This window comes from Paenibacillus sp. FSL K6-1096, assembly GCF_037977055.1.
In the GTDB taxonomy this organism is placed as follows: Bacteria; Bacillota; Bacilli; order Paenibacillales; family Paenibacillaceae; genus Paenibacillus_AQ.
Genome location: NZ_CP150274.1, coordinates 2,232,687 through 2,256,272, shown reverse-complemented (window position 1 = coordinate 2,256,272; position 23,586 = coordinate 2,232,687). Strand labels below are relative to the sequence as shown.

Annotated in this window: 20 protein-coding genes and 1 tRNA gene; 13 read left to right on the top strand and 8 right to left on the bottom strand. The window is 55.1% G+C overall.

Annotated features, from left to right (window positions below; all coding sequences use genetic code 11):
• Window positions 1–50 precede the first annotated feature (50 nt).
• The 4 genes from MHI24_RS09840 to MHI24_RS09825 are packed head-to-tail and all read right to left on the bottom strand — an operon-like array spanning window position 51 to window position 5,981.
• Window positions 51–3,395, bottom strand: a complete 3,345-nt coding sequence (locus MHI24_RS09840; RefSeq protein WP_340025450.1) for an SNF2 helicase associated domain-containing protein — start codon at window positions 3,393–3,395, stop codon at window positions 51–53.
• A 48-nt stretch (window positions 3,396–3,443) separates the two neighbouring features.
• Window positions 3,444–4,148 (bottom strand): helix-turn-helix domain-containing protein, encoded by a 705-nt coding sequence (locus tag MHI24_RS09835; RefSeq protein ID WP_340025449.1) that lies wholly within the window; start codon window positions 4,146–4,148, stop codon window positions 3,444–3,446.
• Between the two features lie 58 nt (window positions 4,149–4,206).
• The gene (locus MHI24_RS09830; RefSeq protein WP_340025448.1) at window positions 4,207–5,241 is read right to left on the bottom strand and encodes an ABC transporter permease; all 1,035 of its coding nucleotides are present in this window, start codon (window positions 5,239–5,241) and stop codon (window positions 4,207–4,209) included.
• Window positions 5,238–5,981, bottom strand: coding sequence for an ABC transporter ATP-binding protein (locus MHI24_RS09825; RefSeq protein ID WP_340026645.1), 744 nt, complete (start codon window positions 5,979–5,981; stop codon window positions 5,238–5,240). The genes MHI24_RS09830 and MHI24_RS09825 overlap by 4 nt, the downstream gene beginning before the upstream one ends.
• Window positions 5,982–6,207: 226 nt before the next feature.
• Here MHI24_RS09825 and MHI24_RS09820 point away from each other — a divergent pair, with 226 nt between their 5' ends.
• The 7 genes from MHI24_RS09820 to MHI24_RS09790 all read left to right on the top strand — a co-directional run bounded on the left by MHI24_RS09820 (window position 6,208) and on the right by MHI24_RS09790 (window position 12,414).
• Window positions 6,208–6,648: a hypothetical protein gene (locus MHI24_RS09820; RefSeq protein WP_340025447.1), complete on the top strand. Its 441-nt coding sequence runs from the start codon at window positions 6,208–6,210 to the stop codon at window positions 6,646–6,648.
• A gap of 160 nt (window positions 6,649–6,808) precedes the next feature.
• A complete protein-coding gene (locus tag MHI24_RS09815) occupies window positions 6,809–8,245 on the top strand; it encodes a hypothetical protein (RefSeq protein WP_340025445.1) in 1,437 nt (478 codons plus the stop codon).
• Window positions 8,246–8,287: 42 nt separating this feature from the next.
• Window positions 8,288–9,151, top strand: a complete 864-nt coding sequence (locus MHI24_RS09810) for a phosphate ABC transporter substrate-binding protein (RefSeq protein WP_340025444.1) — start codon at window positions 8,288–8,290, stop codon at window positions 9,149–9,151.
• 87 nt (window positions 9,152–9,238) lie between these two features.
• On the top strand, window positions 9,239–10,183 hold the full coding sequence (gene pstC, locus MHI24_RS09805; RefSeq protein ID WP_340025443.1) for a phosphate ABC transporter permease subunit PstC: 945 nt from the start codon (window positions 9,239–9,241) through the stop codon (window positions 10,181–10,183).
• Window positions 10,183–11,064, top strand: coding sequence for a phosphate ABC transporter permease PstA (gene pstA / locus MHI24_RS09800; RefSeq protein ID WP_340025442.1), 882 nt, complete (start codon window positions 10,183–10,185; stop codon window positions 11,062–11,064). The genes pstC and pstA overlap by 1 nt, the downstream gene beginning before the upstream one ends.
• Before the next feature lie 194 nt (window positions 11,065–11,258).
• Window positions 11,259–12,065 (top strand): RQC-minor-1 family DNA-binding protein, encoded by an 807-nt coding sequence (locus MHI24_RS09795; protein ID WP_340025441.1) that lies wholly within the window; start codon window positions 11,259–11,261, stop codon window positions 12,063–12,065.
• Window positions 12,058–12,414 carry a hypothetical protein gene (locus MHI24_RS09790; protein ID WP_340025440.1) on the top strand — a complete coding sequence of 119 codons (357 nt, stop codon included), beginning with the start codon at window positions 12,058–12,060 and terminating at the stop codon, window positions 12,412–12,414. The genes MHI24_RS09795 and MHI24_RS09790 overlap by 8 nt, the downstream gene beginning before the upstream one ends.
• Window positions 12,415–13,249: 835 nt before the next feature.
• Here the strand turns inward: MHI24_RS09790 and MHI24_RS09785 are convergent.
• A tRNA-Arg gene (locus MHI24_RS09785) sits at window positions 13,250–13,323 on the bottom strand.
• Between the two features lie 152 nt (window positions 13,324–13,475).
• Between MHI24_RS09785 and MHI24_RS09780 the strand changes: the two genes are divergently transcribed.
• The 6 genes from MHI24_RS09780 to MHI24_RS09755 all read left to right on the top strand — a co-directional run bounded on the left by MHI24_RS09780 (window position 13,476) and on the right by MHI24_RS09755 (window position 20,934).
• Window positions 13,476–14,405, top strand: coding sequence for a hypothetical protein (locus MHI24_RS09780; protein WP_340025439.1), 930 nt, complete (start codon window positions 13,476–13,478; stop codon window positions 14,403–14,405).
• A 94-nt stretch (window positions 14,406–14,499) separates the two neighbouring features.
• A complete protein-coding gene (tig, locus tag MHI24_RS09775) occupies window positions 14,500–15,843 on the top strand; it encodes a trigger factor (protein WP_340025438.1) in 1,344 nt (447 codons plus the stop codon).
• 278 nt (window positions 15,844–16,121) lie between these two features.
• Complete coding sequence (gene clpP / locus MHI24_RS09770; RefSeq protein ID WP_238652163.1) at window positions 16,122–16,712, top strand: ATP-dependent Clp endopeptidase proteolytic subunit ClpP; 591 nt, start codon at window positions 16,122–16,124, stop codon at window positions 16,710–16,712.
• A gap of 12 nt (window positions 16,713–16,724) precedes the next feature.
• A complete protein-coding gene (clpX, locus tag MHI24_RS09765; protein WP_340025437.1) occupies window positions 16,725–17,981 on the top strand; it encodes an ATP-dependent protease ATP-binding subunit ClpX in 1,257 nt (418 codons plus the stop codon).
• 82 nt (window positions 17,982–18,063) lie between these two features.
• Entirely contained in the window at window positions 18,064–19,194 is a 1,131-nt protein-coding gene (gene ispG / locus MHI24_RS09760; protein WP_340025436.1) for a flavodoxin-dependent (E)-4-hydroxy-3-methylbut-2-enyl-diphosphate synthase, read from the top strand.
• Window positions 19,195–19,509: 315 nt separating this feature from the next.
• On the top strand, window positions 19,510–20,934 hold the full coding sequence (locus MHI24_RS09755; protein WP_340025435.1) for a VanZ family protein: 1,425 nt from the start codon (window positions 19,510–19,512) through the stop codon (window positions 20,932–20,934).
• Window positions 20,935–21,018: 84 nt separating this feature from the next.
• On the opposite strand, the gene MHI24_RS09750 is transcribed toward MHI24_RS09755, so the two are convergent.
• The 3 genes from MHI24_RS09750 to MHI24_RS09740 are packed head-to-tail and all read right to left on the bottom strand — an operon-like array spanning window position 21,019 to window position 23,565.
• Window positions 21,019–22,122: an endospore germination permease gene (locus MHI24_RS09750; protein ID WP_340025434.1), complete on the bottom strand. Its 1,104-nt coding sequence runs from the start codon at window positions 22,120–22,122 to the stop codon at window positions 21,019–21,021.
• Window positions 22,123–22,153: 31 nt separating this feature from the next.
• Complete coding sequence (locus MHI24_RS09745; protein ID WP_340025433.1) at window positions 22,154–22,363, bottom strand: hypothetical protein; 210 nt, start codon at window positions 22,361–22,363, stop codon at window positions 22,154–22,156.
• Complete coding sequence (locus tag MHI24_RS09740; RefSeq protein WP_340025432.1) at window positions 22,360–23,565, bottom strand: Ger(x)C family spore germination protein; 1,206 nt, start codon at window positions 23,563–23,565, stop codon at window positions 22,360–22,362. Before MHI24_RS09740 ends, MHI24_RS09745 begins: the two co-directional genes overlap by 4 nt.
• Window positions 23,566–23,586: the final 21 nt, after the last annotated feature.

Sequence of the window (23,586 nt, the reverse complement as noted above, 5' to 3'; positions counted from 1 at the left end):
AGAAGTGCATAAGAGCCGAACGGACTGAGGCTGGCACCGCCGCCGACGCCTCAGAGCGAGAGAATCTCGCGGATATCCTGCTCGCTCAGGCTGGACAGCGCCTCCTGGCCCGGCTGAATGACTTCGTCGATCAGGCTCTTTTTCTTCTGCTGCAGCTCGTACATCTTGTCCTCCACCGTCCCTTGGGCAACCAGGCGGATCACCTGTACAATCCGCTTCTGCCCGATCCGGTGGGCACGGTCGGCCGCCTGCTGTTCGACAGCGGGGTTCCACCACAGGTCGTAGAGAATGACCGTATCGGCCCCGGTCAGATTAAGGCCTGTTCCGCCTGCCTTCAGCGAGATCAGGAACAGGTCCCGCTCGCCTTCGTTGAAGCGGCTGCATAGCTCCACACGCTGCGCGGCAGGGGTCTGGCCGTCCAGGTAGAAATACGGAATCCCCAGCAGAGCCAGTTCCCGGCTGATCAACCCCAGCATCTGCGTGAACTGTGAGAAGATCAGCATCCGCTTGCCGGCACTGCGGCATTCATCGATAATCTCCAAGAGCTGCTCGAACTTGCCGGAGCCGCCTGTGTACCCGTCCACGAACAGGGCGGGGTGGCAGCAGAGCTGGCGCAGCCGGGTAAGCCCGGCCAGCACCTTGAGCCGGCCGTTGCCGAAGCTGTCGCTGTCCAGATGCTTGAGCGCTTCCTTGCGCAGGCGGGCCAGATAGGCGACATAGAGCTTCTTCTGCTCCGGCAGCAGCTCGGAGGCCTGAAGGGACTCGATTTTGTCCGGCAGCTCCTTCAGCACATCGCTCTTAAGGCGGCGCAGCAGGAACGGCTTGATCCGTTTGGCTACAGTCTCCCGGGGAAGGTCATGAAAGGCTTTCTTGCCGGGGAACAGTCCGGGGAAAATCACGCTGAAGATCGACCACAGATCCTCCAGCGCATTCTCCACCGGTGTGCCGGTCAGCGCGAAGCGGTAACGGGCCTGGAGCAGCTTGACCGCCCGGGCGGTCTGGGTCTCGTGATTCTTGATCATCTGCGCTTCATCCAGAATGAGCGTATGGAAGGAGCGCTTCACGTATTCCTCCACATCTCTGCGCAGCAGCGGATACGATGTGATAATGACGTCCTGTCCGGCAGTATTCTTCAGCGTCCGGCTGCGCTCCCCGGCGTTGCCGTCAGCAATGACAGCCTTAATCTCCGGAGCGAAACGCTTCAGCTCATTGTGCCAGTTATAGACCAGGGAAGCGGGTGCAACTACTAGTGCAGGTACGCCGCTCTGCCGGATATCCTCCAACTCAGAGAGCAGGAAGGCGATGCTCTGGAGCGTTTTGCCGAGGCCCATGTCGTCAGCCAGAATCCCGCCGAAGCGGTAATGGGCCAGCGTCTTCATCCACTGGAAGCCGTACTGCTGGTAATCCCGCAGCACAGAAACAAGGCTCTCCGGCATTGGGAAATCCAGATTCTCGGGATTCGACAGATTGGCCAGCAGCCGCCGGAGGGACCGGCCGAGCTGAACGGCTTCCCCCTGGCCGGTCTCTGCACGCAGATGAAGGGTGCGGAGCAGCGGCAGGGAGAACTCCGAACTGCGGATATCCACACTATAGACGCCAAGCTCGTTCATCAGGGCGATGATCTCCTGGAATTCAGCGCCTTCCAGCGGGAGCAGGGCACCGTCCGGCAGGCGGTAATATTTACGCTTTTCCTGCAGCGACTTCAGCACCTCAACAATATCCTGTTCGCCGATCCCCTCCATCGCGAACTTGAAGTCCAGCCAGTCGGTCTTCTCGTTCCAGCTTAGGCTGACCTTAGGCATGGCGTGATCCGTGAGGACTCTCTCCTTGACCGCCGTAGTGGCATAGATCTGCACAAGCGGCTCCAGCAGCGGTATGGTATGGTGCAGGAAGTCGAATTCCCCCTCCTCATCGCGCATGATATATCCGCTCTCGGTCCGCGCGAACGATTCATGCGCCATCAGGTCGAGAATCCGCCGCTCCGCTTCCCCGTCCCGCATGAGAATGACCTCACGGCTCCGCTCCTGCGCCTTCTCCTCCAGCGGATTGATGACAATGCCGCCGTACTGAAATTCAAGCCCGGCCAGCAGCCGGTCCCTCACCCGGTCCAGATAGAGTCTGGCCTGAAGCCGGGTCTGGACGATCCTGTCCGCGATAGCGTCGGCAATGTTTACCCTGCCGAGCTTCTTCAGCCCGGGTATAACACTTTCCATGAAGGGCTCCATCTGCTCGGGCGTAATCGCCAGGCTGTCCCGCCGGCTGCCGCTGAGCATCCGCTTCAGCTCGGAGAGACGGATGCATTCCTGTGCCGGGAGCTTCAGCAGCCTGTCTTCGGTCAAGACCAGCCCATAGTTCTCCAGAATCGTAAGCTGCTCAAGCCCCCGGACATCCAGCCGGTAACCCTCCTCCTGTGCCTGGTCGAACTGGAAGCTGAGCGGCAGCGGTTCATCCGAGACAGCCAAGCGGTCCAGCTGAAGCTGTCCATGCTGAAGGCATACCGCAGGCGCTGCTTCCAGCAGGGGGTACAGACTCTCCCAGAAAAAAGGAGCCACCGGCAGCAGCCGGTCATTTCCCGGATGTCTGAAGCCGGCAGCATACGGATTGTGGAGGCTATTGTAGACCTTCTCATTCAGCATGATTTCGATCAGCCTCAGCAGGACTTCGTTATCCTCCTTGGAGAAGCTATGCTGGGCGGGATCATAGCTGAAGTGCGCTGTGAATTCAAAGGGCTCGCCCCGGCGGACCTGCTCCAGAAAAGGTCTGATCTTCTGAGCGATATAGAGGCGCTTGGGGCCCAGCTTCACTTCGATGCCCAGCATCGTACTGCTGTAGCCGATGTTGAAGGGCCGGCAGATGAACTCGACCTGGAGCGGTGTGCGCAGGTCGATATATGTGCCGGCACCGCTTGGCTGCTGCCGTCCTCCGGTGAACATCCCGAGCATGTTACTTACCAGTTGCTTGTCTACGCTGCGCTCCCTGTGCTCAGTCCCAGAAGGGCCAACTCTGCCTTGCGCCAGCGGCAGACTGCCGATTCTCCCGGGATATGCCACCTCTGTATCTGCCGGCATATCCTCAGTCCGTTCGGCTCCTGCAGCCTGGCTGCGGTAGAGGACCGTCACCAGCGCCGCCGCAATATGCTTGCAGAAAGGTCCGCCGTGAACATACGCCGGGCAGGTACATTCCCCCTGCACATCGCCGTCGCTGTCTACAATCAGCGCAATCTCATGGCTGTCCAGGCCATGGACTTCAGCGCGGTATTTGGAATATTCCTCTTCCTCGTTATGCTCCGTATAGACAAGGTCCACCTTATGGGAATGATAATAAGCCGCCCCCTGATCAAAGGCGGCATTGCCGCACAGCAGCTTGATTACCCGTTCCGGTACCTGATAACCCACGGATTGATCACTTCCTCATCTTCCTTATCTCTCATGATGTAACAGCTTCTATCCGTTAGCCGGGCCTGCTCCGCTCTCCGCCCCGCCGATCCCGTGCAGAATGAAGCGTATGGTCTGTTCAATCTCGGCCTCATCATTCCAGTCATGGTCCGGCATCAGCACCAGCCGGGTCAGCAGATAGCCGGCAATCGCGGAGATGGTGAAGCGGATGATCGAAGGAGTAGGAGCGTCAATAACCTCGCCCTTGGCTTTGAAATGCTCAGTAATGGCAGTGACCCGGGCCAGAACCTGCTCGAAGATATTCTTGGTCAACTGCTCCTTCAGTGCAGGCTGGAAGGGGATTTCCTGAATGAGAATTTTGATGATTTTCAGATTCCTGCGGACGAACTCCAGCCGGTTCACCATGAAGGCCTTAAGAAAGGCCTCGTAGCTATCGAAAGGGACATCCAGCACACCGCTGAAATTGCGCATCACGAACGGAGCGATCATCCGGCTCATGGTGGGCACAACGATGGCGAGCAGCAGATCTTTTTTGGTCCGGTAATAGCGGAAAATCGTGCCCTCAGCCACACCCGCCCTCTGGGCAATCTCACTGGTGGCGGCAGCCGAGAAGCCCTTCTCGGCAAACACATCGATCGCCGCCTCCAGGATGGAGAGCTGCTTGGGCGTCACCTTCTCCTGCTCGCTGATGGCCAGCAGCTCCTGAATCCATTGTTCTTGCTCCGGGTGTCCGGCAGCAGGGTCTTTCTCCATGAATCGAACCTCCAGACTCTTAACAGTTCCTCCTAGTGTACCATAGCCCGGCCGCCGATTACATGCGGCGGTGCTTGCGCAGCGCCAGCACATTCAGCACCATGAACAGCAGGGAGAAGCCGGCCAGCACGAATACATCCAGAGCGATGTCACTCCAGCCTTTGCCGCGGAGCATGATATCCATCAGCGCCTGTGCGCCGTAATAGATGGGCGTTGCCAGCCCTAAGCGCTGGAGCCAGAGCGGAAGGGTATCCAGCGGGAACAGTCCGCTGAGGAAGATCTGCGGGACAATCACCAGCGGGATGAACTGAATCATCTGCAGCTCATTGGCGGCGAAGGCCGAGAGCAGGGTGCCGAGCGTCAGCGCCGACATTGACAATAGCAGAGTCATCAGGAGGACGTAGCCGAAGCTGCCGGTCATCAGGATGCCCAGCACCTGGATGGAGAACCAGGAGATCAGCAGGGCCTGGAAGACGGTGAAGATACCGAAGCCGCACACATATCCGGTGACGATCTCCCAGCGCTTCAGCGGGGTGGAGAGAAGGCGCTCCAGCGTTCCCGTTGTCCGTTCGCGCAGGAAGGAGACTCCGGCAATCAGGAAGACAAAGAAGAAGACGAACACGCCGATCATAATCGGGCCGAAGCGGTCAATCATCTTCATATCCTCCGCACCGTACAGGTAGCTGATTTGCGGCTGAACGCTGCCGGCTGCTCCCGCAGGCTCAGGGCGCTGAGTAGCCTCCTGCAAGGCCCGGAGTACAGCACGGTTCGCATCCGGATTACTGCCTTCCAGCATTACCTCAGGCTGAGCTCCCTTCATGGTAATGAACGCATCAAGGCCACCGGCCTTCAGAGCGGCATTCCCGGCTTCAGCATCTTTGTAGACGGTAACCTCAGCCTTCTGGGACTCTAGAGCAGCACTTAACGCCGTTGCACCGCCAGCCACGCCGATCTTCGGCTCATAGTCCTTGCCGTTGAATACCAGGCTCATGAGGCTGAGCACCACTAGAGGCGCGATGAACATGAGTGCCATCGTTCTTTTATCATGGATAAACTGCTGCAGAATTCTCAGGGTAATCGCCCGGATTCTCATGAGCGCACACCTCCGTAATAGAGAAAAGCATCCTCAATTGTGGCCGTACCGGTAGCCTGAAGCAGACCCTGCGGTGTGTCCACAGCCAGCAGAACGCCATCCCGGATCATAGCCAGCCGGTCGCATTTCTCCGCTTCATCCATCACATGGGTGGTCAGAACGATGGTCGTTCCCTTGCGGTTCAGCGCCTTCAGCTCCTTCCAGATCGACTGGCGCAGCACAGGGTCAATCCCGACTGTCGGCTCATCCAGGAGCAGCAGCGGCGGTTCGTGGAGAAGGGCAATTGCCAGCGACAGGCGCCGCTTCATGCCCCCGGAATATTGGTCCACCCGCTTACGCAGATGCTCCTGCAGGTTCACGAGCTCCATCACATCCCCAATCCGCCGAGTGCGGTTGCCGCCCTTCAAGCCATAGAGGGAAGCGAAGAATTCCAGATTCTCCTTGGCGCTCAGCTCCGTATACAAGGCATCCGACTGGGCCATATAACCGATCTGCTGGAGCATGGCCAGCTTCGGCATCCGCACCCCCAGCACTTGGACCTCCCCGGAGGTTGCTTCGTCAATGCCGGTCAGCAGTCTGACCAGCGTCGTTTTGCCCGAGCCGGAGGGCCCGAGAATGCCGAAGGTCTCTGCCCGGTTCACCTCCAGCGTAATGTCCTGGAGTACCTTCTTCTGACCAAAAGAGCGGTCAACATGGGTAACTTCAATCACCGGATTCGCCTGATTTAATGCCCGACCCATCGTCTGATTCATGGTTATCCCCTCAATCCTCTGAATAATGAGTGAGTACTCACTCATAATATAATCCTTCCTGCTCTCAAAGTAAATCCTTTAATGTACCGCAACACTGCATTACATCAAATTTTATGGATTGTCCGTTTCCTTCTGCCCAGCAGCCGGGTAATAAAGGGTATACTTGATAATCCCCGGCATCCTGAGAAACCAATTCACATAAGGTGGTGGAATCATGGCAGGACACAGGCTGCTCCTGACCTTGGGCGTATTGCTGGCGGCGGGGCTGGGCGGTTGCGGCGGTCCGGCTCAAGAGGCAGGCAGCGGAAGCTTTCACACCCTGGCGGAAGAGAACACGGAGGCCCGGCAATATCTGCCTGGCGATCTGCCGATTCCCGCAGGGGCAGGCATCACGCTGGCTAAGGGCGAGCTGACAGCGGGGAAGACCTCTTCCATGCTGATCTACAAGACGGATGAGAGCATGACCTCTCTAGGCACTGCCTATCAGAGGTATGTCAGAGAGAAGCGGCTGGAGCTTGGGACAGCGATTGTGGACAGCAGCAACATCCTGATTAACGGCAAGGTGAACGGCGCCTACTCCTATTCTATTATTGGAAGCAGCGCGGAATCTCCGGGGGGCGGGAACGAGATTATTGTGACCTGGATTGTGAATTAACATAGCTTTTACATAAGACCTGTGCCGGAGGATATTCCGGGCAGGTCTTTTTCAAATGTTGTCCGCAGTTAATATTTCCATAACATTCCTCCGCAACAGAATTGACACTCGTAGACGACAATAGCTATAGCAGTTACCTATAGGAAAAGGGTGAATCGAATTGACAAACAGTAAATGGATCGGCGCGGCACTGGCATCAGCACTTCTCGTAACAGGGGGAGCCGTTAGCATTCTGGCCACGGGCAGCCAGGTGAACGCCGCCGCTGTGAAGCAAGCCGCTGTCCAGGAGGGCAGTATGACCTGGAGCATTAACGGTACACAGGTTGCACTCAGCACGATCAACAGCGGCGGATATAAGCTCTATTCATTAAGCCAGGTTGCCGGAGAACTGGGCGCAGGACTGGTGCGCGGCAGCAGCGGATTCCAGTTGAATGACAGCAAGGGATTACATAATGTGCAGATTCAGGCCGGTGTCAAAAGCTACCAGGCTGACGGCGAAACAAAGGAATTCACAGCCGCCCCTGTAGTGCTTAACGGTAAAACATATGTGGAGCTCACGAAGCTGGTGAGCTCGCTTGGCGGAGAGCTGAACGCGGAGACCCGCAGCATTCTCAGCTTCGCCCGGCCTTCCGGCCAGTTCGATACGCTTCACTGGACTGCGGACGGCAAGCTAATTGCAAATCAGAGCGATGCGGAGTCCACGGTGCTCTATAAGTTCTCCCAGACGCCGGGTGACTATGAGGTGTTCTCTACTAACGAGAGTGCAGTAGATTATGCGGTATCGCCTGATCAGCAGTGGGGCGTATTCAGCGATGAGACCGGTCAGGTGAAGCTGATGAACCTGTCCACGGGCATCATCACCCCGCTTGGCAAGGACGCCAGCGTCAAGACAGATTTTGTATGGTCCGGCGACGGCAAGACGATCTATTTCATCCAGGGCGACAAGCAGGAGAAGCTGGCCCAGATCTCTGTAGAGACTGGCGAAGTGAAGGCTCTGCTGGAGGATAAGGTGGAGAACAAGTCTGAGCTCCGTATTTCTGCCGATGGCACAAGCGCCGTCTACATCGTCAACATCACAGGCACCGCCAAGAATGATGCGGACAGCACAGAGGATTCCCTCACAGTCGACTACAGCAAAGCCGGGGAGCAGCTGTTCAAGCTGGATCTGACAACGAAAGGCGCTAAGCCTGTTGCCTTAACGGCATCGCCTGACAACAAGCTGTATCCGGAGATTCTGGCCAAAGGCAGTGTAGTCTACCTGAGTGCTGACCCTGACGGCAATGCGGCCAATACGCTGAAGCAGATTGCGGCAGACGGCACTGTCAAAGATATCACCCTCAGTGTGGAGGCGAACTGGGTTCAGCGCATCAGCACAGGGCTGATGGTTGCAGGTACTGCGGCGGACGGAAGCACGGTTATCTACTCCATTGCCGACGGCGCAGCTCCGGTTGAAGTGTTCCGTACCGCAGACGATGTATCCGAAGTGTCTGTATCCGGGGACGGCAGCAAGCTGGCAATTGTCAGTGACGGAACAGTGGTTGTGGTACAGAACGGCAAGGCACTGGAGCTGTCCAGTACACCTGAAGAAGAGAACTAATAACAACATTTATCGGCCAATCGCCGGGAGGAGAAATCAGACATGAAGGTTTTCAGAAAATTAACAGTTACAGCACTCACCGCAGTAATCGCGGTTACCGCATCTTTCGCAGGGGTGGCCGCAGCAGCGGACAGCCTTAAGGGTAAAATCACCGTCAACGGGTCTACAGCACTGCTTCCGCTGACCCTGCAGGCGGCGAAGGAATTCCAGAAGCTGCACCCTAAGGTGAAAATCGCCGCATCCGGCAAAGGCTCCGTGACCGGACCGCAGGCCGTGAAGAAGGGGATCGCCGATATCGGTGCCTGTGACTGGGATGCCAGCGTGGATGTGCCGGGCTTTAAGGCTTTTGACGGACAGGTAGCGAATAAGGTCGCAGTCATTCCGTTTGCCACGATCGTGAACAAGAATGTTGGCGTAGATAATCTGACCACTGAACAGCTGAAGGGCATCTATTCCGGCAAAATCACCAACTGGAAAGAAGTCGGCGGAGCAGACGCGAATATCGTTGTCATCACCCGCGCCTTCGGTTCCGGTACCCGTGTTAACTATCAGGCTAAAGCGCTGGGCGGCGGGGACATCGTGAAGAAAGAGAAGAACTACAAGGAAACCGGCTCCAGCGGCGACATGAAAACCGCAGTAGGCACCACGCCTAACGCCATCGGATATATCGACCTTGTCTATGTAACCGGCAGCGACATCAAGGCTGTGAAGTTCAACGGTGTAGAAGCGACCACGGATAACGTGATCAACGGCTCCTACAAGATCTGGGCTTACGGCTACTATATGACCAAGGGCCAGCCAACCGGCGCTACCAAAGAATTCATTGAATATGTACAGAGTAAGAAATTCCAGTCCGGCTCGCTCAAGAAGCTGAAGTTCATTCCGATTTCGGCAATGCAGTCCTAATAAGAGAGATTCGGCAAGCACATAGACTGATAGGCAACAGCGGCCAGCTCCGGGATTCCGGGGTTGGCCTCTTACAGGAGGGAAAGTATGGGGGCACCGGTTCACGGCCTGACAACACAGACACAGACAAGCGCTCAGAAGGTTAAGCATAATACCAAGCGGCACCGCAGACATCTGCTGGGCAACATCGTATCACGTTATTATTTTCTGTTCAGTATCCTTGCACTCTGTGTGGTGCTTGGGCTCGTTATTATTTTTATCGGCAAAACAGCGCTGCTGCTCTTCAGTCAAATCTCGCCTATGGACTTCTTCTTCTCGTTCAACTGGTCGCCGGAGGAGGACATGTTCGGAGCGGCAGCCTTCATTGTAAATACATTGTCACTGACTGCGCTGACGCTGGTCATTGCTGTTCCGGTTTCGGTCGGCATGGCGGTGCTCTGTGCGGAGATTGCGCCGAAGTGGCTGAACAGCTTCATCCGCCCGGTGCTGGACCTGTTGGTCGGCATTCCTTCTATAGTATACGGCTATCTCGGCCTGACCGTATTGCTTCCCTTCCTGCGCCGGATCAGCGGGGAAGGCCTGGGGGACGGGCTGCTGGCTGCTGCCCTGGTGCTGGCGCTGATGGTGCTGCCGACCATTTGCCGGATCAGCGATGATGCAATCACCGCCGTTCCGCGCAAATACCGGGATGCCGCCTATGCGCTGGGCTCCACCCGGCTCCAGGTCATTATGCGCGTCGTCCTGCCCGCCGCCAGCCGGGGCATTATCTCGGCTGTCATTCTGGGGATGACCCGCGCTGTCGGCGAGACCATGGCGGTGGTCATGGTGATCGGGAACACGCCGCAGCTCGCCAAAAGCTTGTTCGCGCCAACCTCGGTGCTGACCAGCAACATCGTGATGCAGATCTCGAATGTTGAATTCGACTCCACCTGGAACTATGCCCTGCATATGATGGCGTTCCTGCTGCTGCTGATTTCGTTCGTGCTGATTCTGGTGATCCGGCTCCTGGGCCGCAAACGGAGGGATGCCTGATGAACGGATTCACACGCACACGCCACACGGTCAGAGCCCAGCGCCGGAACAAGCTGGCGACGATCGGCTTCTATACGCTAGGCGCTCTAGTCATGCTGCTAATCTTCTGGCTGCTGTTCACCATTCTCAGCAAAGGCCTGCCCACGCTTCGGCCGGATTTCCTGCTCAAGCAGCCCGAGGAGATCGATGCCGGCGGGGGGATCGGCCCCGTCCTGTTCAACTCCTTCTACATTCTGTTCATCTCCCTGCTGATTTCGGTGCCGATCGGTATCGGCGCAGGGATCTATATGGCGGAGTATGCGCCGGACAATGCCTTCACGGGAGCGCTGCGCATCTGCGTGGAATCGTTGTCCTCCGTGCCGTCCATCGTCTTCGGCCTGCTCGGTCTGGCCATCTTCGCCGAGTACTTCGGCGTTGGCCTGACGATCCTCGGCGGGGGTGTCAGCCTGGCGCTGCTGAACCTGCCGATGCTGGCCCGCGTCACCGAGGAAGCGGTGCGCGCGGTTCCCGGCGACATCCGGGAAGCCGGCTATGCCCTCGGCATGACGAAGTTCCATGTCATCCGCAAGGTCGTGCTGCCGGTAGCCCTGCCGGCAATTGTAACTGGCGTCTGCCTGGTGGCCGGACGCGCCTTCGGGGAGTCGGCGGTCATCATTCTGACCGCCGGACTCAGCACCTCCGGCGAGATGTGGGATTTCAATCTGTTCTCGCCGGGCGAGACCCTGGCGGTGCATTTGTGGTATGTACAGTCCGAGGCCATCGTCGAGGACGCGCGGCAGATCGCCGATAAATCCGCGGCGGTGCTGGTGTTTGTGGTGCTGATGATCAACTTTATTTTCCGCTTCCCGCTGTGGCTGGGCAACCGCCGCCGGGGACGCTGAGGCGGCTGCAAGTGGGGGAATAGAAGCTATATCCGGGTGTAACAGGCTGCTCTGCTATGGAAGTTTCATGGCGGGCAGCCTGTTGGCGCAGGTTCCTTTTTCTGGTTGATCGCGGGTATGCTATAATTCGACTATGAAATAGGCGCAGGCTGGACGAGCCTGTGTTCATAATAAGGACAAGGAGGCAGGACGCTGTGAGCGCACAGAAGACCAACCGCCGTAAGCCGAACCGGAAGCAGCCGCCCGAGTATCCGCTGAATACACCGCTGCCGAGACCGGAGATGCTTGCCATATTGCAGGCAGCTGATGAGATTATTGACGCTGGAGGGCGCACGCTTCTGGCCAAGATCCTGAAGGGCTCGAAGGAGAAGAAGCTGCTTGAACTCGGGCTGAATCACACACCCGCCTATGGCTTCTACCGCGAGCTGACGATGGAGCAGATCATGGAGAAGGTGGATGTCCTCCTAGCAACCGGGTACCTGGAGACCGAGCTGTCCGGGAAGCTCCCTCTCATCAAGTTCACCGTCTACGGCTGGACTGTCCGGCGGGAACGGGGGGCGGAAGAGCTGCTGCGGGAGTGGGAGCACTGGCTGGAGCATGGGATAGCGCCGGTCAGTATGGAATATTTGAAGGATCGTAACCGGGGCATGATTCTGTTGTTTCTGTTCAAAATCCTGTGTTCCGGTGACCGGAAATACATCCCCTTCCTGGAGCAGTGGCATGCTGTAGACTACGCGAAGGTAAAGGTCGAGATCCAGAGGGTCGTCACTGATCTGCAGGAGCGTGACCGGCTGGAGGAGAGCGCATGGCATCAGCTGCTGCTGGACCGCGCGCAAGCGCTGATCCAACACACGCGCGATCCGGTGATTCTGCAGTGTGCGGAATGCGGCGATCCGTATGTATTCGATCATCATGATTTGAGCTGCTACCGGGCAGATGGTATTTACTTTCCGGAGAAGTGCGAGCATTGCAGGAATACGGAGGACGGCATGAATGAATAGGCAGGAACTAAACAAGAAAGTCGACCAAATTGTGAAGAAGCTCATTGCCGGGAAGGGCTTTGTCGCTCGGTTAGAAGTGTTCCTCAGACTTGGAGCAGTCCGTCCTGAGCAGGTAGAAGAGTGGCGCTTCGGTAAGGTGCCGTATCTGGAGCGGGTCCTGCGCGGCAACCTGTCGCAGTTCAACTTCATCCTGTCGCTGATCCGTAAGCAGGCGCGGGAGCTTGAGCTGAAGCCGTCCCACACCGCTTATGTCAAATGGGGCAAGGGGCCTAAGCGCCCGCTTCGCTTTTCCAAGTCTGGTGATGCAACGGTTGAGATGCATTATGCTACTCACTATATCAAGGAGTGAGGAGCTGTGGCGTCCAGCCCGGGGCGTGAAAGACAATTGCGGATGGTATGCGGAGCAGAGAGGACGCTATTTGGCTGTAAATGCCCGATTCCCTGCCCGTTGCGGACTGAGGGGCCGTTAATAGGTACGTTCGAGCTCCAAATGATGCGGATTGGGTTACTTAACGGATTCTGAGTCCGCTTAACCTGCGGACAGGCTGGATTCCGCCGAAATAACGGAACTCCAGTCCGCGAGGATTCATGAAGGGTCCTCCACCGTTGAGCGTTCTTCCTAACCAAGCCATTAGCGTACAGGCACGTCCACCAGCAGGGGGATGCGGACTGAGAGGCCGCTATTTGGTTGTAAAACCCCGATCCCCTGCCCGTTGCAGAGGGGCCGTTAACAGGTATGTTCGAGCTCCAAATGATGCGGATTAGGTTACTTAACGGATTCTGAGTCCGCCTAACCTGCGGACAGGCTGGAATCCGCCGAAATAACGGAACTCCAGTCCGCGAGGTACCAGTAAGGTTCTGCCGCGCTGGATTCTCATCCCTCTGGATTAAGGGGCTGTCCCAAAAGTGACAGCCCCTTTTCATCGTGGGAATTATGTATGCGAAAAACAGCATACATTTGCTGGCGCACAGGCGTGTGGCCTGAATGTATGCGGAAAACAGCATACATTTGCCGATGCGCAGGCATCTGGCTCGAATCTATGCGAAAAACAGCATACATTTGCTGATGTGCAGGCATGTGGCCTGAATCTATGCGAAAAACAGCATACATTTTGCTGATACGCCTGGGTTCTCATCCCCCGGACGCCAAAACAGCCTTCCCGGAGGAAGGCTGTTTCTTATGACGTCCCGGAAGGGATTCGAACCCCCGACCGTGCGCTTAGAAGGCGCATGCTCTATCCAGCTGAGCTACCGGGACATGATCAATGACTGAAAAGCAAGCAAAAATTATGTTATCATACATGATAAAACTTTTCAACTTGTTTTTTTGAAACGCTCAGGGGATATGCTATAATCTACAATTGATTAAGGTTCGGAGGCTCACAGTTTGCATAAGAAGGAGGTGCCCTCATGAATGAATTCAATGCCCCGGCCAAAGAGAATATCGTGCTGTTTCCAAAGACGCTGGATTATTACCAGATCCAGCTGACGGTGATGCTGGAGAGCGAGCGTTACAGGGAGGCGATGGAACTGCTGCAGTTCCTGCTCCAGTGCCAGGGACAGGAGGAGCGGCACTACGAGGAGTGGCAGTCGCTGCATGACTGGCTGGCCGCAGCTTTTCCATACGCGGTGCAAGGCGGCGATACAGACGGTGTCTTCCGGGCGGAAGAGCCGGAGCTGCGAGAAGAGGACATGGCCCGGACGCTCGCCAGATCGAAGCTTGCGGAGGATGCCGGTTACTCTGATAAGCTGCTGAAGCGGGTTATGGACGAGCCGTTGTCCGAATCGACCGTGCTGGCCCTGGAGCAGCTCTCTTATCTGGAGGGAGCTCAGGTGGATGAGGCGCTGACCGGCTGGCTGCAGCAGACCGAGGTGCATCCGCTGCTGCAGTTCCGCACGCTGCAGACACTCCGCCGCAGAGGCGTGCAGGGGACGATTACGCTGAGCCGCGGACAGGAGACCGCCGAGGTGGAGATCGAGACCGTGCCGCTGAGCAGCGAAGAGTTTCCGCTGCAGGTCAGCCAGGTGCTGGAGCGGGTGGCGGAGCAGGCGGAGGTGCATGAGCCTACGCTGTACTATTTTGCCCAGGAGCTGTGGGGCCAGTTCATCATGTCGATCTACGGCTCGCGGGATTACCGCACCCTGCTGGACGGGGAGGATTCCCAGCTGGATATCTGGGCGGGGGCGCTGCACCAGATCGTGTCCGAGAGCCTGAACGGCAGCCGGCAGGAAGAAGAGACACGGGGGATGTACGGGATCACAGGAACCATGCGCTTCCAGTTTGAAGGGGCGTACCGCTCGCTCAGGGGATTTGTAAAGAGTTCTCTACTTGATAAATAAAGTAATGTTGGATATAATATAGTGGTTATTCTGTGCGTGAAATGTTGGACTATTAAGTTAACATGCAACCTATTTTTGGAGGGAAAAGTATATTATGAAAGCAACCTGGGAAAAAATAGAGAAGAACCTTGGAGTTCTTGAAGTCGAAGTTGAAGCAGAACGCGTAGCTGCAGCACTCGACAAAGCTTTTAATAAAGTGGTAAAGAAAGCAAACGTACCTGGATTCCGTAAAGGTAAAGTGCCGCGGCCGATTTTTGAATCCCGCTTCGGTGTAGAGAGCCTGTATCAGGACGCTATCGACATCCTTCTTCCGCAAGCCTACGGTGAAGCGGTTGAACAGACCGACATCTTCCCGGTAGACCGTCCGGAAGTAGACATCGAGCAGTTCGCCAAGGGCCAGCCGTTCATCTTCAAAGCGAAGATCACTGTTAAGCCTGAAGTGAAGCTGGGCCAGTACAAAGGCCTGGAAGTTCCAGTCCAGAAGGCCGAAGTTACTGACGAAGAGCTGAACGCTGAACTGAAGCGTCTGCAGGAGCGTCATGCTGAGCTGGTTGTCATTGAAGAGGAAGCAGCAGTGAACGGCGATATCGCAGTCATCGACTTCGAAGGTTCCGTTGACGGCGTTGCCTTCGAAGGCGGTAAGGGCGAGCGTCATTCCCTGGAGCTGGGCAGCAACTCCTTCATTCCAGGATTCGAAGAGCAGGTAGTGGGCATGTCCACCGGCGACTTCAAGGATGTTGAAGTAACCTTCCCTGAGACTTACCACGCTGCTGAGCTGGCAGGCAAGGCTGCCGTATTCAAAGTGAAGCTGCACGAAATCAAGCGCAAACAGCTTCCTGAGCTGGATGATGAATTCGCCAAGGATGTAAGTGAATTCGACACGCTGGAAGAATACAAGGCTGACCTGAAGGCACAGCTCGAATCCCGCAAGCAGGACGAAATCAAAGGCGCGCGCGAATCTGCAGTAGTTGACCTGGCAGCCGCTAACGCTGAGGTTGAAATTCCTGAAGCGATGATCGCCAGCGAAGTGGATAACATGGTGCGCGATTTCGACACCCGTCTCCGCCAGCAGGGCATGAACATGGATATGTTCCTCAGCTTCTCCGGCCAGACCCGTGAAGACCTGCAGAACCAGATGAAGGGCGATGCCGAGAAGCGTGTCCGCAACAACCTGGTGCTTGAGGTGATTGCCAAGGAAGAGAAGATCGAGGTTTCCGAAGAGGAAGTTACGCAGGAGCTGGCTACTATGGCTGAAGCTTACAAGCGCACTCCTGAAGAAATCCGCAGCATTCTGGCAGCCAACGGCTCCCTGAACAGCCTGAACGATGAGATCTCCCTGCGCAAGACAATCGACCTTCTGGTTGAGAGCAGTGTGGAAGTTGAAGCTCCGGCTGCACCGGCTGAAGAAGCTGCTGCAGAAGAAGCAAGCGCTGAGTAATTGTTAACTTTACCTAACGGCTATTTCCATTAGCCTCTATAGAGATATGATAAGGCACGTAAGTTTTTGTTACGTGCCTTATTTTTATCGGGGCTGACGCTTGCAAGTACATATCATGATTCAGCGAATTGGCATTGTCCGTGGAATTGCGATATAATGGCTTGCACACGGGCGATGCAGTTTGGACGCACAGTGAATAAATGACATACCGCTTTGAACGTGTTAAAATATTTCTGAAACGGAAAGACTAATCTGGACACAGAAAAGAGGTTGGTGGCATGAGTCTGGTACCAATGGTTGTTGAAACGACAAGCCGGGGAGAACGCTCATATGATATCTATTCCCGTCTGCTTAAGGATCGCATCATCTTCCTGAGTAATGCGATTGACGATGATGTCGCCAATCTGGTTATTGCACAGTTGCTGTTCCTGGCCGCGGATGACCCCGAGAAAGACATACACTTGTACATCAATTCGCCCGGTGGTTCTGTAACAGCCGGCATGGGTATATATGATACAATGCAATATATCAAACCGGATGTTTCAACGATTTGCGTAGGCATGGCTGCGAGTATGGGTTCACTGCTCCTGACAGCGGGAGCGCCTGGCAAGAGATACGCACTCACCAACAGTGAAGTCATGATTCATCAGCCGCTTGGCGGCGTTCAGGGGCAGGCGTCCGATATCTGGATTCACACCGACTGGATTCTCAAGACGAGACAGAAGCTGAATCAGATCTATGTAGAACGCACAGGACAGCCCCTTGACAAAATCGAACGGGATACAGACCGCGATAACTTCATGAGCGCAGAGGAAGCGAAGGAATACGGGCTCGTTGACCAGGTTCTCTCTTCACCGATTATATCTTAAAGGGGTGGTAAGATGTTTAAATTTAATGATGAAAAGGGCCAGCTGAAATGCTCCTTTTGCGGTAAATCTCAAGAGCAGGTCCGCAAGCTGGTAGCCGGACCTGGTGTTTATATATGCGATGAATGCATCGAGCTGTGCACGGAGATTGTGGAAGAGGAGCTCGGCCACGAGGAAGAGCTTGATCTGAAGGATATTCCGAAGCCGAAGGAAATCCGTGATATTCTCGATCAATACGTAATCGGCCAGGAGCAAGCGAAGAAGTCGCTCTCCGTTGCCGTATACAACCACTACAAGCGCGTGAACAGCCAGAGCAAGATTGAGGATGTGGAGCTGACGAAGAGCAACATCCTGCTGCTCGGGCCGACCGGCTCCGGTAAGACGCTGCTGGCGCAGACGATGGCGAAGATCCTGAACGTGCCTTTTGCTATTGCCGATGCTACTTCCCTGACGGAAGCAGGTTATGTGGGCGAAGACGTTGAGAACATTCTCCTCAAGCTGATTCAGGCGGCTGATTATGATGTGGAGAAGGCGGAACGCGGCATTATCTATATCGATGAAATTGACAAGGTGGCGCGCAAATCCGAGAATCCGTCGATTACGCGTGACGTTTCCGGTGAAGGCGTACAACAGGCGCTGCTGAAGATCCTGGAAGGTACAGTCGCTTCGGTTCCGCCGCAGGGCGGACGCAAGCATCCTCATCAGGAATTCATCCAGATTGATACCACGAACATTCTGTTCATTGTCGGCGGTGCCTTCGACGGTCTGGAGCAAATGATCAAGCGCCGGATCGGCAAAAAGGTTATCGGCTTCAACGCCGCCGTGGAAGGCCAGAAGGACCTCAAGCCGGGTGAATACCTGTCTATGGTATTGCCTGAGGATCTGCTGAAGTTTGGACTCATCCCTGAGTTTGTCGGCCGCTTGCCGGTCATCTCCACTCTGGAGCCTCTCGATGAGCACACCCTGGTGCGTATCCTCTCCGAGCCTAAGAACGCGCTCGTGAAGCAGTATGTGAAGCTGCTGGAGATGGACAATGTGGCCCTGAAGTTTGAGCCGCTGGCCCTTGAAGCGATTGCCAAGGAAGCGATCAAGCGTAACACCGGCGCCCGCGGACTCCGTGCCATTATCGAGAGCATTATGCTCGACGTAATGTACGAGGTGCCTTCCCGTGATGACATCAGAGATTGTGTCATTACCGAGCAGGTGGTTCAGGAGAAGTCCCTGCCTGAGCTGAGTCTGAAGAAGGATAAGAAGAAGGAAGAGAGCGCGTAAGCCGCTTAACAATACATGCAGAGTCTCCACTTTTCTCCGGGCGGAGAGGGTGGGGACTCTGCTCGTTATGGGGGAGAAAACCATGTTCTTGAGACACCAGACCCGTCCGGTTAATGTTGGAGGGGTGATCATTGGGGGAAACAACGAGGTTGCCATCCAAAGCATGTGTACGACCAAAACTGCCGATGTGGAAGCAACTGTAGCAGAGATTCTTCGGCTGGAGGAAGCCGGCTGCCAGATCGTGCGCGTGACGGTCAACAATGAAGAGGCAGCGGCGGCGATCAAGGAGATCAAGCGGCAGATTCATATTCCGCTGGTGGCGGATATTCACTTCAACTATAAGCTGGCCCTGCTGGCCATTGAGAACGGCATCGACAAGGTGCGGATCAATCCCGGCAACATTGGACGCCGCGACAAGGTGGAAGCGGTCGTTAAGGCCTGTAAGGACAAGGGAATTCCGATCCGTATCGGAGTGAATGCAGGCTCGCTGGAGAATCATCTGCTGGAGAAATACGGTTATCCTACAGCGGAGGCAATGGTCGAAAGCGCCTTGTATCATATCGGCATTCTCGAAGAGCTGGATTTCCACGATATTATCGTGTCCCTGAAGGCCTCGGATGTGCCCATGGCGATTGAAGCCTACCGCAAGGCGGCGGAAGTCATTCCTTATCCGCTGCACCTGGGCATTACCGAATCCGGCACCTTGTTCGCCGGAACGGTGAAGAGCTCAGCCGGTATCGGGGCATTGCTCTCAATGGGAATCGGCAGCACTGTGCGAATCTCCCTGAGTGCTGATCCGGTGGAGGAAGTGAAGGTAGCCCGCGAGCTGCTTAAGACCTTCGGCCTGATCTCGAACGCGGCGACACTGATCTCCTGCCCGACCTGCGGGCGTCTGGATATCGACCTCTTCTCCATTGCCAACGAAGTGGAGGAGTACATCTCCAAGCTGAAGGTGCCGATTAAGGTATCGGTCCTCGGCTGTGCGGTGAACGGCCCGGGTGAGGCGAGAGAGGCGGACATCGGCATCGCCGGTGCACGCGGGGAGGGATTGCTGTTCCGCTATGGACAGATGATCCGTAAGGTACCTGAAGCGGAGCTGGTCAACGAACTGAAGAAGGAAATCGACATCATTGTGGAACACTTTGAGCAGACGGGGGAGATCCCCGGCCGCAAGCATGCCGGACTGGCTCCGGCAGTAACCGAACCGGACTGATTTATCCTATTTTCCCTAAATCCTAATAATAACTGCGCTCAAGTATAGATGAAGCGCCCCTCATGCAGAAGTCTGCTCGATTTGACTTTTCGCACAGGGGCGCTTTTTTAAAATATAAGAATGTATATGTTTCACATTGTACATTATCCTTCTATTTCTCGCCGAAACGGTACGGCAAAGCCGTTTCCACTTGTGTGCCAAAAATATATCGCAAAGGCTGATACATAATTCGAGTTACCTCTGTCTTATATATAGTAGGTTTCATTATGAGGAATATCACACAACCAGTCCTACTCTAAAATGGAGGTATGTAATATGGATTTTCAAGGTGTAATCAGCGCACTGCTGCCGATTCTGTCTAAGGTATTGATGATCGGACTGGCGGCTTTAGGAGCTGTTGCTCTCTCTTATGCTGTCTATCGCAAGAAAGGCGGAACCAGAAAGCTCCCGCTAAAGAAGAGTATAACCGTGCTATTGCTCATCATGTGGTTTGGCATCGTAATGGTATTGACCACCTTTAGCAGGGGCCAGAACTTTGAAGGATGGATTAATTTGCGGCTGTTCAGCGGTTACTTCAGTGCCTGGAATCAATGGTCGCTGAGCGAGTTTCAGCTCATTATTTTTAATATGCTGATGTTCATGCCGCTTGGATTTCTTATTCCGCTTCTCGGGATGAGAACCCGGCGTTTGGTGCCTGTGCTTTTGATTTCTCTGGCGGTTACCACTGGTATTGAGCTTATCCAAATGATTAGCCGCAGAGGCATATTTGAGCTGGACGATATCCTGCATAACACGATCGGCAGTATAGCAGGCTACCTGATCATGAACGCTATATTAGACAGTGTGGAGCGGCGAAAGCTGGTTTTTCGTTCGGCAGGGCTTGCCCTATGCATTCCGCTGGTTTTCGTTCTGTTGTTCACCGGTGCGCTGGCCGTCTATCAGACGAAGGAGCTTGGCAACCTATCCATTCGTCCCGCTATTAAGCAGGATATGCGCGGAGTTGAGGTGGAACTTCAGGCCGAGCTTCCGGAGGAGGCAGAGCCGGCGTCACTGTATGTCAGCACAAGGATCTACAATTCGGGGTATGGACAGGAGATGGCGGCACTTGCCCAGCGTTCCTTCGCTCTGCAGCATAAGGAGGGGAAACGGATTGATGGAATGAACCGCATCTGGTCGTTCGCAGACCGTGACGGCAATCCATACACCTTCAACTATAACTTACAGGACGGCGGGTGGCAGTTGTATATCGAAGGCGACCGGAATTCCACGATGAGTGAAGCAGAAGCAGCACAGCATAAAGAATTCTATGAAGGCTGGATGCGGTCTAACCATATTTATCCTGATAATGCCGTTTTCAGTATACAGAACGGAAATACGCTGAGATGGGACATAAGTCAACCGATGGCTGTAATTGCGGAGAACGGGAAGGATTTTGCCAAGGGAATGATTATGCTGGTTCCGGCTTCTAAGGGTCAGCAGGCTCCGCTTGATCTGTTCTATGCGGTGAACGAGAACAAGTATGTACGGAAGGTGGAGTTAATCAGCCCCGCACAGGCTTATGAGGAGATTCTTCAGGGGAACTTCAACATGTATAACGATCTGAAACAAGGCGATGTGCTGCGTATTGAACAGGTTGAGCTTGGGTACATCTATGATTCAAAAGGGTTTTACCAGCCGGTCTACAACTTCACCGGAACGGTGAACGGAGAACAATGGGATACGCAAGTACCGGCTATGTAAAATTCATTTATATAGCAAAAGCCCTGCCCGTTTGCGGAATGTCCGCAGCGGCAGGGCTTTTTGCATGTCCTGTGGACAGCAACGTTATGATTTGGCTGCCGAAGCAGCCAGCTTACGCCGGATCAGCGCAATCACATATACCAGCAGCGGGAGAAACACCAGGTAGATGGCCGAGAAGTTCCCCCATACCTTTGCAATGATTTCGTTGACATAAACGGTGTTGATATAGGTATTCCAGGCGACGATCATAAATAATACGGCCAGGGGATAGATCAGAAGCCTCGGATTCTTCAGCTGGAAGACGTTTTGTACGCCTTGCAGGATCGAGAGGTAGAGCAACGAGATTTTGATAAAAAAGGACAGCACCCATATCGTAATCATAATACCTTCGATCCGTTGCAGTATATTCCCGATATTTATGGTTTTGGCAAGTGCGAAGGCGGGGAAGGTGCTGTTCTCCGTCTGTTCAATGCCCAGGATGAGCAGGCTGAGCAGGACGATGATGCTAAGCAGCATATCGCCTGCGAACGTTCCCAGCAGAAGGGCCCGTTCCCCGCTTTTAGGTTTGCTGACCAGTGGCAAGAATACCATCAGGACGATAAGCTCCTGGTACATGGCGGAATGATAGCCGGCCAGCAGGACAGGGCGTAAGCCCCCTTCCAGAACAGGCCTGATATAATTCCATTCGATCCTGGGAATCAGGGTCAGCACCAGAATCAGGAACAGAAACAGCACCCAGGGAAATAATAATTCCCCTACTCTGGCAAGCACCACAATCCCCAGACTGGCACTCATTACGGCGGCGCTCAGGAAGACGATCTGGATCGCCTCAACCGGTGTCTCGGGCAGGATCTCACTGCTCATGAAGAAGCTGAGGTCGCCGAGCAGCGTGCCGGTAAGAATCAGGAAGTAGAACAAATACAGCAGGGAGATGATTTTGCCGATCCAGCGGCCGAAGCCAGCCTCAAGAATTTCAAAGAGATTCCTGCCGGGATACAGCCGGGCAATAGCGAGATACAGCACGACCATAGCGAGATTGATCAGGAGGCTGCAGAGTGCGGCGATCCAGGCGTCTTCTCTGGCGGTATGCGCCAGTCCGCTGGGGATGACCAGGATGGAGGTCCCGATGGTGAGTCCGAAGGTCATGATATAGAACTGCCGTAAGGAAATACCGGAATGCTTCTTCATGGATTGTCCCTTCCTCTCTGGTGCATGTTATTCAGGTTAGAAGCTCCATGATGCTGCGTACCCAGTCGAGCGGCCTGAACTGAGGCAGGTCTGCTATGTCAAGTATGGTTGCCGCGACAGCAAGGCCCCAGAAGCCATAGAAAGCGGCAGTATCCCGGCGGGAACGGAGCTTGATTACAGCAGGTGTCTTCAGGATCAATACAACCAACAGAAAGAACAGCAGAATCAGATTCCAGTTCATTTTTCCTCGATCTCCTTCCTCAAGGGTTGAATGACCGAACCGATACGCTGGATCACAACCTTAGAGCGCACATTCACCTTGGCCGTTCTGAAGCTGTCATCCCAATGCTCACGGTACGTTCGCCAGGCGCGGGGATACTTCCGGTGCAGTGCTTCGCCGAAGCCGAAGATGTCAGTACCATACTTCTGCTGGACTTCCCGGATATTCCGGGTCAGCCTAAGGTCAAAGTGTTGCTCGATACTCTTCTGGAGGTCTTCGATGCTGGCCGGATTGTTAAGATCAAGCTTGCCCTGAATGGTGGTGAGGTTCGCTTCCATACGGGGCTTCACCGTGAATTCAGGCTTGCCCTGTGCATCAAGCCGGGCTTCCAGCGTGCTGTCCGACCGGGTTACTATGAAGCCTGCAAGACCACCGCCGGGGCTGGGTGTATTACTGATGTTGGAGTCGACCTCATTCAGGACATAGTTGAATGTCTTGCTGAGGGATTCGCCCAGCCAGCCGACCAGCTTGTCTTTCTTGAACACTGCGATTCCCGCATGCTGGATCAGGGTCTTCGGACTGACTGTTTCCAGATTGCCCAAGGAACCGCTCTTCCCTTCATCTCCCTTCAATTCAACACCGGACATCACAGGATTGGAGCCTCCGCGCTCCAGTTCGGTAATGAACTGCTGCAGGGTTACCTTCCCGGTAGCTGCCCATTGCTTATGGGAGACCAGAATGGAAGAATACAGGGAGTTGGCGGGGATATGCTCGAATGGAGTGACGGTTTGCAGTATCTTCGAAGCTTCGGAATCCTTGGCCACCAGCAGGAAGAAATCGGTGCGCAGCTGATGTTCGCGTGAGATGAAGTCCAGCACATCGCTGACCCCGCTGCGGGCAAGAGCCTCCCCGAGGACCAGTACCCGGATATGAGCCAGATACAGCATACGCGGAGTCGTGCTCAGCATCCGCTGCAGCGCATCGGGAACGGTTCTGCCGGTAGCCTGGTACGTAACCACCGGCATCCCCCCGGAGGGGCCGCCTACCTGGTTGCCGGTCTCGCCGGGATTCATCACCTGAACAGTGACGGCATAGCCTTCCGGCACGAGATCAATGCCGAGCGCCATAACGAGGGCCAGCTCATTCAGCTCTTTACGGCTCCAGCATCCGGTGAGCGGCACAAGACTCATTACCAGGAGGACACACAGGAATCTTCTACACATGGACAGCCGTCCTTTCGTATA